We start from the raw sequence: 14,233 nt of genomic DNA, 5'->3' as shown, positions 1-14,233 counted from the left end.
GGTTTGGGAAAATTCTTGTTAAAATCAATGCAAATGAACTTGAGGCACTATGGTTCAGCAACCCCCCACCCTCAACCCCACTGTTGTTTACCCCGATAGTGATGGCCAACCGATGGCAGAAAATACCGAGCAATTTCAATGGATTGTGATGATTAAGGAGAATCTAGAAATTCTCTTTGCCGATGATCCTGATGTTTTTATCGCGGGGGATCTGTTGTGGTATCCGGTGGAAGGGGACAATAAACTACGGGCTGCCCCCGATGCAATGGTGGCTTTTGGTCGGCCCAAGGGGCGACGGGGTTCCTATCGCCAATGGGAGGAGGGGCAGATCGCGCCTCAGGTGGTGTTTGAAATTCTCTCGCCGGGAAATCGTACCGGGGAGATGGTGCAAAAATTTAAGTTTTATGAGCGGTATGGAGTCGAGGAGTATTACATTTACGATCCCGATCATTTTGAGTTAACGGGATGGTTACGGGAGGGGAATGAGTTAGAAGCGATTGCGGTCATGACGGATTGGGTGAGTCCCCGGCTCCAGATTCGTTTTGGTTGGGATGAAACGGGTTTAACGCTTTATTACCCCGATGGCCAACGGTTTTTGACTTCTGTCGAATTACATCGTCGGGCGGTGGATGCTGAGGCGGCTTTAGCGCAGGAGCGGGAATGCCGAGAGCAGGAAAGGGCCAGGGCAGAGCAGGCAGAGGCGGCTTTAGCGGCTTTGCAGGCAAAATTAGCGGCGTTGGGGATTGATCCCCAAGATGTTGAGTAGGAAGGCACAATTATTTTCAAAATGCCCCCTCACCCTAAATCCCTCTCTACTTAGTCCGGGTTAAGAGGCGGCATTCGGTTATCCCTAATTCTTATGGCTCATCTAGGTTATGGAATAAAATAGATTGAGGTTGTAGTTCTCGGCTATCAATATTCTCCTGAAAATTATGGCAACTCACGAACATAATGCGGTTTGGATTGGGATTGGTGGCTTGGTGTTGGGCGTGATTACGTTGGGTTGGACGGTGTATTCGGGGCGAGTGCCGTTAGAGGTTACGCCTCAGAGTCAGTTTATTTGCGCGTTGCGGCCTGATCCTGATCCGGCAATGGCTCGGCAGGTTTGGACGGTGTTGTATCAGAAGAATCCTGAGCAGCAGCCGAAAGAATGGTTGTACATGGTGCATGAGATGGGGGATGGTTGGAATACTGATGTCCGCTGTATTGAGATTGCGGATCGGATGAATCTTTACAAGGAGGCGGGGCTAATTTCGTTTGAGTATCGTCCGGATGAGAAAACGCCGAATCAGTGGGTAATTTGTGCGCGAACTCAAGCGACGCAAGGTTGTCCGCCTGTGGTGACGTTAGTACCGGGGGGGGATGAGGTGACGGCGCTGGCGGCGTTGCAGCGGGTGGCGAAGGGGTTGTTGCCGGGAAATCCGGGCAGTTATCAGGGTTCGGGAGGGATTGTGGTGGAGCAACCGGGAGAGATTACGGTGGAGCAACCGGCGCGGATTCCGTTGGCGGGTTTGTTGGCGGAGGATTGATTAGGGTTTGTTGTTGAGGGTTTGCCAAAGTTGAGCGAGTCGGCTCTGGGCAATTTGCTCACGATAATAGTTGAGTGGATCGCTGTAGGGTTTACCGTGAAGGGCTTGGTAGGTTTGGATGTTGCACTGTTCGCGGTGGGCCATGAAGTCAAAATTGAGCTTGGTTGTTTTCATGGGTGTCAATTCTTGGGGGTGAGGGGATTGTGAGTAGTCTGGAGCTATTGGCGAACAGGAATTTCTGTAGCGAAGGTGAAGCAGGCTTTAATGTCTTCGGGGGTTAATTCGGAAAAGTCTGCGAGGATTTCGGCTTCGGTCATGCCGCCTGCGAAGTATTCGAGGATGTCGTAAACGGTGATGCGCATTCCTCGAATGCAGGGTTTACCGCTGCGTTTTTCGGGTTCGATGGTGATGATGTTTTGGTAGTCCATGGGGTTGAGTTTGTGGAGGATGGTTAGCAAGATTGGCTAATACCGATTCTGGGTGACAGAAACCGGGTTTCTGTGAGGATGCTAGAGCAGAATGAGTAGGTGCAAGAAACCCGGTTTCTAGGCTTTTTTAGTTGGGGGTGGGTGAAGTTGCCGCTGGCGAGTTGGGTGGTGATGAATTGTGTTTGTTGTTCGTTGAGGGTGATTTGCATAAGCTTTGAGCGGTTGTGGGTTGATTCTGTGGTTAGACAGGTTTAGGGGGATTAGTTGAGTTCTTCGAGAATAAATTGACGGATTTGTTGATAACGCTCATTATTGGGATAAAGCTGAATTGCTTTTTCTACTGACTCAAGGGCCTCTTGATAACGACCTAATAACGCCAACGCAATGCCACGGTTAGACCGAGCCTCGGCAAGATCAGGATTAATGGCAATGGCTTTATCATAGGATGCGATCGCATTTTCGTATTGTTCTAACGCTGCTAAGGAATTGCCACGGTTAAACCAAGTCTCGGCAAGATCAGGATTAATGGCGATCGCTTTGTCATAAGAAGCGAGCGCATTTTCATATTGTTCTAACGAATGTAATGAAACGCCACGGTTAGACCAAGCAGCGGCATAATCAGAATTAATGGCAATGGCTTTATCAAAGGATGCGAGCGCATTTTCGTATTGTTCTAACGAATGTAACGAAATGCCACGGTTAGACCAAGCATCGGCAAAATCAGGATTAATGGCAATGGCTTTATCAAAGGATGTAATCGCATTTTCGTATTGTCCTAACGAATGTAACGAAATGCCACGGTTAGACCAAACAGCGGCAAAATCAGGATTAATTTCTATTGCTTTATCATAGGATGCGATCGCATTTTCGTATTGTTCTAACTTTTCAAAGGAAACGCCACGGTTATACCAAGCCGTCGCAAAATCAGGATTAATGGCAATGGCTTTATCAAAGGATGTGATCGCATTTTCGTATTGTTCTAACTTTTCAAAGGAAACGCCACGGTTAGACCAAGCCATCGCAAAATTAGGATTAATGGCAATGGCTTTATCAAAGGAAGCAATCGAATTTTCGTATTGTTCTAACTCACCTAACGAAACTCCTAGATGTCCCCAAGCCAATGCATAATTTGGGTCAAGTGCTACTGCTTGCTTAAAATAGGACAATGCCTCCTCATACTTCTTCTCATTAAATAACGCGATTCCCTGCTCATAGAACGCCTGCGCCGTCCCCTCCGCCGCCACCGGCAACTGCGCCAACATTGCCGTCAACTCTCCCCGCAACTTCGCAATGGGAACTGCTGACCCGAATCCCACCTCTGCTGCACCATGCACCGCCACCACCTCACCCCATACATTCACCAACGGCCCCCCACTCATCCCCCCCGCCGTCGGACTCGTGTGGGTGATATCATACCCCTCCACTTCGTCCCCATCTACCGCCGAAATTTGCCCCGTTACTACCTGCTGCTGATATAACGCCCGCGTAACTCCTTCCGGGAAACCAAACACATAAACCTCATCCAGCGGCTGAAGCGTCCCCGAATCCCCCAACGTCAACGCCGGATAAGGACACCCCTCCCCCGGCGCATCAAACGTAATAATTGCCAAATCCATCCCATTCTCCCACGGCTGCACCGCCCGCACTGGGAAACCCCCCCCCGGATTCACCGTATACACATCATGCGTCCACACCGAAATCAACTCACTCGACTTCACCACATGGCCCACCGTCGCCACCGTACACAGCCCCGCCTCCCCCGCAATGATAACCCCCGCCCCCTGCTCCCATTCCCCACCGAGAAGATACTCAATCCGCACCACACTCGGCTTAATTTGCGCCACCAAAACATCCCGCTCCAGGGGTTTACGTCCTCCCGGCAATCCATCCGGCAACCCCCCACACCCCACCAACCCCAACACCATCAACCCACCCAAAACCGTTCGCGCTGATTGCCACACCATAACCACCTCATGAACCCATACCCCCAACATTATCGCGCCAAAATTCCCCCCCCATTGTCCCCTAGCAACGGTTTGCAATGTTTAGACAGGCGCGATCCGCCGCATTTATCGAGGTGATCCGGGTTAGGGGACAGAATTTGTTAAGATTTCTTCGGATTAGCGATGAATCTTGCATAGGAGCAAATCAACCACGATGGGGATCATAAAGGCACTACGGGGAACGCGGGATATTTTGCCGGGGGAAATTGGCCACTGGCAACAGGTGGAAGCGATCGCCCGTAGCGTGCTGGGCCATGCCCTCTATAGCGAGGTGCGGCCCCCCATTTTTGAACAAACCGATTTATTTGCGCGGGGCATTGGCGAAGCTACCGATGTGGTGGGCAAAGAAATGTACACCTTTAGCGACAGGGGAGATCGCTCCATCACCCTTAGACCCGAATTTACCGCTGGTGTAGTGCGGGCCTATATCGAACATAACCTCGGCACAAAAGCACAGGTGCAACGGCTTTGGTATAGCGGCCCCGTGTTTCGCTACGAACGGCCCCAAGCGGGCCGCCAACGGCAATTTCACCAAATCGGGGCAGAATTAATCGGCAGCGATGCCCCCGCCGCCGATGTGGAAGTGATCGCTGTGGCCACGGATATTTTGCAACAGTTAGGTTTGAAATCCCTGCGGTTGGATTTAAATTCCGTGGGCAATGTAGGCGATCGCACCCAATACCGCCAAGCCCTCATCGACTTCCTCACCCCCCATCACCAGGATCTTGATGCCGATTCCCAAGACCGCCTCACCCGTAACCCCCTCCGCATCCTCGACAGCAAAGACCCCAAAACCCAGGCGATCGTTCAGGATGCCCCCCAACTCCTCGATTATTTAGGGGATGAATCCCGCCGCCACTTCGAGCAAGTCCAAAACCTGCTCACCGCTTTAGGGATTGAATACCGGATTAACCCCCGCCTCGTTCGCGGTTTAGACTACTACACCCACACCGCCTTTGAGATTCAATCCGATGATTTAGGCGCACAGGCCACCGTCTGCGGCGGCGGTCGTTATGATGGCTTAGTAGCCCAGTTGGGGGGAGCCGCTACCCCGGCCGTAGGTTGGGCCATGGGAGTAGAGCGGTTGATTTTATTATTAGAACAATTGCACGCCGCCCCCCTGCTGACCCCAGAAATTTACTGTGTATCCCAGGGCGATCGCCCCACCGCCCAAGCCCTCGTCTTAGCCCAAAAACTACGTCAGCAGGGGTTACGGGTAGAATTTGACCTCAGCGGCGCAGCCTTTAAAAAGCAATTGAAGCGAGCCGATCGCAGCGGTGCGCCCCTCTGCTTAATTCTCGGTGAAACTGAGGCCGAACAGGGAACCGTTGGCCTAAAATGGCTGCAAACTCAGGAACAAACCAGCCAAACCCAAGGGGAATTCCTCGAAAATGTGGAAACATTAAAAAAACGTTTGGCGTTGACGGGATCAACGCCATAATGAGCGGTGGTCATGGGTGATGGTTGGCAGCCTTCAGGGAGGGGGAATTGCATTGATGGATCATTGGGAATTTCTACTGCAACAACAGGGAACCCGCAATTGGTTGCGGATTAAATCGGAAAAGCTGGCCATTGCCCCCGGTATTTATCGCATTGCCGCCCAAAGTTGCCCGCCGGATATCGAGGTGAATCTTCAGATTATTCATCAAACCTTCGATCAAGGGGGGCAAGGGAAAAGGCGATCGCAACAGCGCACCTGCAACACCAACCCCAAGGGGTTAATGGTGGTGATTCCCTTCACTGAACTCACGCCGGGCCTGTGGGAATTGCAAATCACGACCCAAGAACGGGAAATGATGCAAACCCTGCGGCTCCAAGTTGAGCCGCCCCCGGAGCCACCCCGCCCCAAAACCCCCCCCATTGCCTCCCCCGAAACCTTTGCCGCTGCCTTTGCCCCCCAACCCCAGCAACCGGCCCCTCCCCCCGAATTTGACAGCGAAACCGCCCACGGCCTGCTCGAACAATCGATCAGCAGCCTAGAGCATATTCTCGCCCAAGTTTCTGAGCCGCCCCCCTATGTTGATCCCCCCCCGGTCGCGCAACCCGTGGCAGCGGCCCCCACCGAAACCCTATTCGCCGATGCCCCCGATCTCCTAGCCTCCTCCCCTCCCCCCGATCTGCATCAGGTTCAACTGACCATTGCCCTCCTAGAGGATAGTTTCGTTCGTCGTCGGGATGAGCCGATTCTCATTTCCGGCCATGTCAATGCTCTCAACCCGCACCAAACCAACCCCCTCGATCAGGGCTTTGATGGGGTATTGCGCTATGAATTGCGGGATCCGCAAAGCTTTGATCTGTTATTAAACGTCGAGCAGCCCCTCAGCGATGCGACGATTCCTTTAGTGTTTAACTATTTATTAGATGTACCGACGGCCTACGCCACCCGCCTGATCCTCGGTGAGGTGATCCTCGAAGTCTTCACCCAGCAGCAGGAGCAAATGCTCCCCTATAAACTAGCGAGTCAGAGCTTTTCAATTACCGCTAGTCTTGAAGAACTGCTCGATACCGTTACCCAAGTTCCCATCTCTGAACCGGAACCCATCCCCGATCTCCAACTACCGCCCACCCAATTAGTGGATTTTGGCGATCTTTGGGCCCCCCCTGTCGAAGTGAGGACGGAGCAGACCTCCAGCCTTCCCCCACGCCTCAACCGTTCCCCATCCCAACGGCGCAAACCCTTAGATTTGCCCAGCTTTGGCAATCCCCCCTCTCAACAGCCACCGTTGGAGCGGAGCCTCTGGGACGATCAACCCGAGGAGCCAATCGCAGCACCGGCCCTCACCTCCAGTCCTGAACCAGAGCCACCGCCGTCAATCCTGGCCCTACTTTCTGAGGATGAGGGGCCGCCACCACCCTTAACGACGACCGAAGAGGATTGGTTAGGGTTAACGTTCTGGCCAGAACCCTCGGAGCCGATTCCCCCCATTACTCCCCCCACGCTGTCCATCCCTGAACCTCCCTCAGGGTCAGCGATGATCGCTGATGTGGAGGCATCCTTAGATGCCCGCTCTGGGGAGGAGGCGTTAGGAAGAGACGTAGCGGAAACGGGGGAAGGGAATTGGGACGAAGAAGAAGCACCCACCCTGCTCATCGAATCAGAGTTTCTTGAGGAAAATGGGGATTGGGGGGTTGAACCAGCCCTTGATCCATCGTTGGATCAGGTGGATGCTGCCTTTGCCCAATTGCCAATTCAGGATCGATTTTGGCAACAGATCAATGATTTTGCGGGGCAAGATCTGGATTTAGATGTAGAAAATGGCAATGACCCCGTAGGGGCGAAAAATCTTTCGCCCTCCCCAGAGAATTTTCCGCCCCTAGGCTCTTGGGTTGAGCTAGGGGAAAGCCTAGAGGCGGAATTCATTGCTACGCCGCCCGGTGAGCCACCGCCGGAACCAGACTTTTACCCAGATGAGGAGCCACCCGCTGCTCCCGCTCTCCGATGGGATGCGGTGGAGCAGGCGTTGACGGCCATTGGCGATCGCCCAGCGTCTCCGCAGGAGAATCGCGCAGCGTCTCCGCAGGAGAATCGCCCCCCTATCACCTCTGATGCCAATGCTTGGGGCCGGGGGGATTGGCCCATTCAAGAGTTTGTCGTTGATGATGATGAAGACGAACCACCACCTCCACCCCATAAAGGGATCAGCCAATTCACCAAAGGCTACGACACCTCAGGACTACCCTACCCGAAGGAGTTATGGCCCATGGCCCAAATCCAGGAGCGAGCACCCCTCTACACACCCAAACATCAAGAGCCGAAATACCAAGAGCCGACTCCGGTAGCAGCCCCCATTTTGGGGGTGCAGGGGGGGGAATTGACGGCGGGGGAAATGATTTTGGTCAAAATCAAACTGCCCCCGCAGGCGGGGACATTCTATGTGAAGCTCTGGGTGCTTGATCGCGAAACGCGGCAATTGCTTGATGGGCCGCGATCGTTTATTGAGTTTATTCCCAACGCGGCGGGGGAGTTGGAAACGATGACGCAGTTAATTGTCCCCTTAGGTACGCAATCGGTGCGGTTTGAAGCGGTGACAATTAATGTCACAACTCAACAGGAGAGCCATAAAACCCAGTGCGATCGCACCGTCATTCCCCCCAATCTCCAGGCTTTCAATGATCCGGATTTGTTTTAACGGGTTCTTCTTCGGGATCTGCGGCGTTCTCTTCACCCTCTGGGGGAAGAACTTCGACGGTTGCAGGTTCTGGGGTTTCAGTCCCTTGCTCATCGGTAGCTGACTCAATCTCTAGGGGGGCAGGAATTGCCTCCACCGCCTCCACCGCTTCAGGATCAGGGAGGGGATCCGGTTCTATCAGGGCAACCGCTGCGCTCTCGATGCTGTTTGGAATAGCCGCTATTTCATCATCCACCGTTTCCTCAGCGGTTTGAGATGGCTTTGAGGGGGGGATATCTGGAACGGCTTCCGGGGTAATGGTCGGTAAAAGCCTTTGAACAGGTAAGCCGATGTTGAGGAAATCTTGACGGATTTGCGCCACGGGATAATCCGCTGTGGCGGTGAATTTCGCCTCACCTGTGAGCAATAATGCCCCCATGCTGCCGCTCACCTGTACCATGCCATTGGCACAAAAAAGGGCGATCGCCCCCAGCCCAAACCCCAAAACATGGTTAGGAACTGGCGTAACCGCCTGGGCTAAGGGGGCAAACCCGTAGATCTGCCCCACCAACCACACCATCGGCAAGGCGATGATCACCGCTAAAATTCCCGTGGTTTTGCCCTTTAGTCTTGTCAGCCATTGCCGTTGCACGGGGGTTAACTGGTTCGGCAGCAACACCAAAAGCCACACCCCAAAGGGATTAACCGGGCGCGTCCATTGCAGCCACACCCAAGGCACTACCGCCACCGTCACCAACAGGAAAATTTCCACCGTGACAGGCAAAATCGGCTGTCCCGCCGCCACCCCCAACCATGCCACCCAGAGCCACAGGGGCAGGGTTGCCAAACTGGTTAAATGGAGCCAGAGGTAGGGGTCACGACGGAACATAAGTAAGAAGTGGGAAGTAGGAAGTGGGAAGTGGGAAGTGAGGGAGAATGCTAAATTTCACTCTCTCCTCTTTCTTCTGTTTACACCAGGGTGAGGGTGCGTCGCTTCATGGTCATTTGATAGGCCTCAATGCGATCGCCTTCTTGCCAATCATTGAATTTATCCGTGCCAATGCCGCATTCATAGCCCGCATTGACTTCTCGGACATCTTCCTTCATCCGTTTCAGGGAATCCAGCACGCCGTTATACAACACGGTTTCGCCCCGCAGCACACGAATGCGACGGTTACGGATCACCTTACCGGACAGGACATAACAACCCGCCACCGAGCCTTTGCCCACGGGGAACACCGCCCGCACTTCCACCATACCCAGGTGTTCTTCCACCTCTTCCGGTTCCAGCAGACCCTCCATGGCCCCCTGGACATCATCGAGGAGGTTGTAGATAATCGTGTATTCCCGAATATCCACCCCTTCGCGATCGGCGGCATTGGCCGCCCCGGAAGCGAGATCGGTATTGAAGCCAATAATCACCGCTCCTGAAGCAGAAGCCAGATCCACATCGGTTTCGCTGATCTCCCCAGGGGCCGCTAACAGGATGCGAATTTGTACCTCGTTTTGGGGCAGTTTTTCCAGGGCGGCAACGATCGCCTCCACAGAACCCTGCACATCCGCCTTGAGGATCAAATTCAGTTCCTTCAGTTGTCCCTCTTGGGCCTGAGCAGAAATACTGCTCAACGTCACCCGGCGAGACATCGCCTGTTGCAGGCGGTTTTCCCGTCGTTCAGCGGCGCGGGCATCGGCCACAGCACGGGCCTCTTTCTCCGTGGGGTAAACCCCAAACTCATCCCCAGCGGAGGGGACATCATTCATCCCCAGGATTTCCACAGCAAAGGAAGGCGTGGCCTGCTCGACGCGATCGCCTCGATCATCCACCATCGCCCGGATTTTACCCAGGGAAGCCCCCGCCACAATACAATCTCCGACCCGGAGCGTCCCGTTTTGGATCAACAGTGTGGCCACTGGCCCACGGGATTTATCGAGGTGAGCTTCAATCACCGTCCCCTTCGCAGAACGGTTCGGGTTGGCGGAAAGTTCTTCCATTTCCGACACCAGCAGGATCATCTCCAGCAACGTATCGAGGTTTTCCCCCTTAATCGCGCTGACGGGAACCATAATCGTTTCACCGCCCCATTCTTCCGGAACAAGGCCCTGTTCTGTCAGTTCCTGCTTGATGCGATCGGGTTCCGCTTCCGCCTTATCCACCTTGTTAATCGCCACAATCAACGGCACACCCGCCGCCTTCGCATGACTAATGGCCTCACGGGTTTGAGGCTGTACCCCATCATCGGCAGCCACCACCAAAATGGCAATATCCGTAACTTTCGTACCCCTTGCCCGCATCGCCGTAAAGGCTTCGTGGCCCGGCGTATCAAGGAACACCACCTGCTGCACCTTGCCGCCATGTTCCACATCCACATGGTAGGCCCCAATATGCTGGGTAATGCCCCCGGCTTCTCCTTGGGCCACCTTCGTTTTGCGGATCGAATCCAACAGCGTCGTTTTCCCATGGTCAACGTGACCCATGATCGTTACTACCGGCGGCCGCAACTGGAGATTTTCCAAGTCTCCCAATTCCAGCATCTCGCTCTTCGTTGCCGCTGATGCTTTTTCAGGGGTGTCCACCTCAATCCCCAATTCTTGGATCACCTTCATGCAGGTTTCCATATCCAGGGTTTGAGTGATATTGATAGCGATCCCCTTCGTGAAGAGATTGCGAATAATTTCCGTCTCTGGCAACTTGACCAGATCGGACAGTTCCCGCATACTCATGCTGCCAGTGAGGGTGACAATCTCAGGGGTTTTCGCCACTGCTTTTTGATCGCGAGCATTGTTCCGACTCGCAGCAGCTTGCTCACCCCGGCCCTCTTTACTGGGACGGCTCGGTTTGCGGCCCTTGGGCATGGGGGGGCTACTGGTGGGCTTGGGTTGATTGGGCTTGGGTGGCCGAGCAATGGAAATGCTTACAGCGGTGGGTTCATCTTCCACATCCTGTTGATCGATGTCGAAATCTTCATCATCTTCAATCAGGAGCGGTTTCCGTTTACCCTTACTGCCCACTTTGGCTTTAACAGCCTTGGCCTTGTCGGGATTATCCTCTTCTTCGTCCTCCCATTCTTTGCCTTTGCGGGCATTGGGGGGCCGTTTGGGTTTCGCCTGGGGCCGCTCTGGGGGAGCAAGGAGGGTTTTCGCGGGCGCATCATCGAGGACGAGGGTTTCATCATCATCATCGAGATCGGGAGCTTCTCCTTTGGCCTTGGGTTTCACCAATTGCACCACATCCGCTTTTTTGAGGCGGGGCGGTTGTGCTAAGGCTGGCACAGACGGGGCCTCACTCTCTCCACTGGATCGCCGTGGCTCCCGTTTAGGAGCCGTGGATTTCACCGGCTTGGTGGGAGGCCCTGAGGCGCTCGGTGCTTCCGTTCCGGGCGTGCGAGCCACCTTCTGCTTCCGGGGCCGGGGCGGAGGGGAGAGGAGTTCGAGGGAGCTTTCTTCCTCCGGTGGAGGGGGAGTTGGCGCTTTACTGGCTTTGGGGGGAGCGGCTTTGGGGGTTACGCCATCGGTTCCGCCACTGACGGGACTACTATTCGGCTTCATCGGCCGCGCCGGAGGAGCGACAAGGCGATGGTCTCCCCCTGCTTCCCCAGTGGGTCTCCTGACCTCCGGTGCATGGGGACGGGGAGTATCGCCTTCTGATTGTGGGCCATGGCGCACAATCCGTTGAATTTGGGGCTTACGGGGGGGGCGTTCTGGTGCTTTAGCGCGATGAACTCCGACCCGATTGGCCCCTCTTTTGCCGAATTTGTTGTGAGCCTCGGCCCGAATCTGGGCCACCTCTTCTTCCGTGATGGTGCTGCTATGGCTTTTAACCGCGATGTTGAGGACTTCACAAATCGCCAGCAAATCCCGATTTTCTAAATCGAGTTCTTTCGAGAGTTCATAAATTCTAGTTTTTCCGTTGTTCATCCACTATGCCCCGTGCGTATCGTCAAGTATGGTCAATTTTTTAAGGTTGGGTTGGGTTGGGTTGAGGGTGTTAAAGTTTCTGTTCTGTCACAGCGGTTGAGGTTGAAGACAATTTTTATTTATCTATCCTAGTCAGTTCTGGGGATTGTTGACTGTTGGATCAGGGGGCATGGGGGGGTTAGTCGCTGCCAGAGTTGGTTGTAAATCACATCGGGAACTTGAGTTTTGAGCGATCGCCCCAAGCGATTTTTCTTTTGGGCGATTTGCAAACAACGCACCTGGGGGCAGAGGTAAGCGGATCGTCCCATACCTTGATCCAATTGTACCGTCCCCGTGGGATGGAGACGGACAATTCGCCAAAATTCAGATTTGGGCCCGGTTTTGCGGCAGGCTAAACAGCGTCGCTCTTGGGGTGGCATGGTGGCAATCCTCCCAACGATTTCCCCTGATTTCCCAATGTTACTCTTCTTCTCCGGTGGGTTCGGGGGTGGGTTCGGGGACAGGGGGGGGCGGAGCCTGCTGGGATACAGACTGATCCGCACGGTAGCGAACGGTGTCCTTAATATCAATTTTCCACCCCGTCAATCGTGCCGCCAGGCGCACATTTTGGCCTTCTTTGCCAATGGCCAAACTGAGTTGATCCTCCGGGACTAACACCAAAGCTTGGCGCTCTTCGGGGTCGATTAAAAACACCTCATCCACCCGCGCCGGGCTGAGGGCATTGGCGATATAGGTGGCGGGGTCGGGAGACCAACGGATCGCGTCGATTTTTTCGCCCCGTAGTTCATTAACCACCGCCTGAATCCGCGAACCCCTTGCCCCAATGCAGGCCCCCACCGGATCCACATCCCGCTCAAGGGTATCGACGGAAATTTTCGTCCGGGGCCCCACATGGCGGGAGGGGGGATTCGCTTCCCGGGCGACGGCAACGATCCGCACGATTTCTTCTTCAATTTCCGGTACTTCTGTCGCAAACAGTTCCACCACTAACCCCGCCGCCGCACGGGAAACAATCAGTTGCGGCCCCCGATGTACGCCTTCGCGCACTTTTTTCAAATAGACCTTAAAGGTGGCATTGACGCGATAGGTATCGTTGGGGAGTTGTTCCCTTTTCGGCAGTTCGGCCTCCACTTCCGGCTTGCCAAACTCGCTATTCACCGCCATGATCACGGATTGCCGCTCAAAGCGCAGCACTTTGGCTTGAATCACTTGATCTTCGATGTCTTTAAATTCCTCTTGGATCAGTTTGCGCTGCTGATCTCGAAGTTTTTGGAGCAGAACTTGCTTGGTTTGGATGGCGGCCATGCGTCCAAATTCTTGTTTATCGGGGGTGACATCGAGGACAACGGAATCGCCTAATTGAGCCTCAGAGGTGACTTCTTGGACTTCCTGAAGGGCAATATGATGATCGGTGTCTTCGATTTCTTCAACGATAATTTTGGTGGAGAGGACGCGAAAGCCCTCTTCATCCACATCTAACTCAACTTCAAAGTTTTCAAAATAGTCTTCTCCAAAGACTTGTTTTTTGTCCATCATCTGAGAACGGCGGTAGCGCTCATAGCCTTTCAGCAGGGCTTCTCTGAGGGCTTCCCGCACTGCATCTTCAGGGAGACGGTGTTGGTTACTAATTTCGGTGATCATCTGGCGGAGGCCAGGGAGGTTAACAAGGGACATAGGGGAACGTTGAAACTCCAATTACATCGCTTCGGCATGGTCGTCCAATTGGACTGTGGCGATCGCCTGCCGAGGGATAGCGATCGTTTTACCTTTCTGGCTGAGGTAGACGTTTTGCTCGTCCCGACGTTGGAGACGACCAGACCAGAGGGTTTTACCCTGATGGGGGGTGTGGGCTGTCACCACAACAGGAAAGCCTTTAAAGGAGGTAAATTCCCGATCCGTGGTGAGTTCATTGGGAACGCCCGGGCTGGAAATTTCGAGGACATAGGCCCCCGCAATTAAGTCCGTGGCATCCAAGGCGGTTTCCAATTCTCGACTCATTTGTTCGCAGTCGCTTAAGCTGGTGTCTCCCTGGGGGTTACGGATATCAATCCGCAGAATTGGAGGGCTTTTGCTGGTTTGGAACACTGCCCCCACTACTTCTAGGCCCAAGGCGCTGGCCACGGGGGTCGCGAGGTCTAAAAGTTCGGGAATCAGTGGGTGAGTCATGGGAAATTACCAATAAAAAAAGCGGGCTAGACCCACTTCTGCAAAGACGGTTTGATCTTGACAGGGGCGAAGTTCCCAAAAAT

At 54.1% G+C, this 14,233-nt stretch carries 12 protein-coding genes; 4 read left to right on the top strand and 8 right to left on the bottom strand.

Annotated features, from left to right (window positions below):
* Positions 1-49 precede the first annotated feature (49 nt).
* On the top strand, positions 50-766 hold the full coding sequence (locus VB712_RS02515) for a Uma2 family endonuclease (RefSeq protein ID WP_323251797.1): 717 nt from the start codon (positions 50-52) through the stop codon (positions 764-766).
* 166 nt (positions 767-932) lie between these two features.
* On the top strand, positions 933-1,529 hold the full coding sequence (locus tag VB712_RS02510) for a COP23 domain-containing protein (RefSeq protein ID WP_323251795.1): 597 nt from the start codon (positions 933-935) through the stop codon (positions 1,527-1,529).
* Here VB712_RS02510 and VB712_RS02505 read toward each other — a convergent pair whose 3' ends face one another.
* The 3 genes from VB712_RS02505 to VB712_RS02495 all read right to left on the bottom strand — a co-directional run bounded on the left by VB712_RS02505 (position 1,530) and on the right by VB712_RS02495 (position 3,921).
* The gene (locus VB712_RS02505) at positions 1,530-1,703 is read right to left on the bottom strand and encodes a hypothetical protein (protein WP_323251793.1); all 174 of its coding nucleotides are present in this window, start codon (positions 1,701-1,703) and stop codon (positions 1,530-1,532) included. It lies immediately after the preceding gene.
* A 44-nt stretch (positions 1,704-1,747) separates the two neighbouring features.
* Positions 1,748-1,957 carry a DUF433 domain-containing protein gene (locus VB712_RS02500; RefSeq protein WP_323251915.1) on the bottom strand — a complete coding sequence of 70 codons (210 nt, stop codon included), beginning with the start codon at positions 1,955-1,957 and terminating at the stop codon, positions 1,748-1,750.
* A 260-nt stretch (positions 1,958-2,217) separates the two neighbouring features.
* Positions 2,218-3,921, bottom strand: coding sequence for a tetratricopeptide repeat-containing serine protease family protein (locus VB712_RS02495; protein ID WP_323251791.1), 1,704 nt, complete (start codon positions 3,919-3,921; stop codon positions 2,218-2,220).
* A 193-nt stretch (positions 3,922-4,114) separates the two neighbouring features.
* Between VB712_RS02495 and hisS the strand changes: the two genes are divergently transcribed.
* Positions 4,115-5,401 carry a histidine--tRNA ligase gene (gene hisS, locus VB712_RS02490; protein WP_323251789.1) on the top strand — a complete coding sequence of 429 codons (1,287 nt, stop codon included), beginning with the start codon at positions 4,115-4,117 and terminating at the stop codon, positions 5,399-5,401.
* A 19-nt stretch (positions 5,402-5,420) separates the two neighbouring features.
* Positions 5,421-8,090, top strand: a complete 2,670-nt coding sequence (locus VB712_RS02485) for a hypothetical protein (protein WP_323251787.1) — start codon at positions 5,421-5,423, stop codon at positions 8,088-8,090.
* Here VB712_RS02485 and VB712_RS02480 read toward each other — a convergent pair.
* From VB712_RS02480 to rimP, 5 genes are all read right to left on the bottom strand, one after another.
* Positions 8,068-8,958: a low-complexity tail membrane protein gene (locus tag VB712_RS02480; RefSeq protein WP_323251785.1), complete on the bottom strand. Its 891-nt coding sequence runs from the start codon at positions 8,956-8,958 to the stop codon at positions 8,068-8,070. The two genes, VB712_RS02485 and VB712_RS02480, sit on opposite strands and share 23 nt — an antisense overlap.
* 80 nt (positions 8,959-9,038) lie before the next feature.
* Positions 9,039-11,984: a translation initiation factor IF-2 gene (gene infB / locus VB712_RS02475; protein ID WP_323251783.1), complete on the bottom strand. Its 2,946-nt coding sequence runs from the start codon at positions 11,982-11,984 to the stop codon at positions 9,039-9,041.
* A 128-nt stretch (positions 11,985-12,112) separates the two neighbouring features.
* Positions 12,113-12,403, bottom strand: a complete 291-nt coding sequence (locus VB712_RS02470; protein ID WP_323251781.1) for a YlxR family protein — start codon at positions 12,401-12,403, stop codon at positions 12,113-12,115.
* 40 nt (positions 12,404-12,443) lie between these two features.
* Positions 12,444-13,658, bottom strand: a complete 1,215-nt coding sequence (gene nusA, locus VB712_RS02465; RefSeq protein ID WP_323251779.1) for a transcription termination factor NusA — start codon at positions 13,656-13,658, stop codon at positions 12,444-12,446.
* Positions 13,659-13,679: 21 nt separating this feature from the next.
* Complete coding sequence (gene rimP / locus VB712_RS02460) at positions 13,680-14,150, bottom strand: ribosome maturation factor RimP (RefSeq protein ID WP_323251777.1); 471 nt, start codon at positions 14,148-14,150, stop codon at positions 13,680-13,682.
* Between the last annotated feature and the right edge of the window lie 83 nt (positions 14,151-14,233).

The sequence above is a fragment of the Spirulina sp. CCNP1310 genome (assembly GCF_034932185.1).
Classification (GTDB): Bacteria; Cyanobacteriota; Cyanobacteriia; order Cyanobacteriales; family Spirulinaceae; genus Spirulina.
The sequence above is the reverse complement of the archived record's forward strand: the minus strand, read 5'-3'. Positions and strand labels throughout refer to the sequence as shown.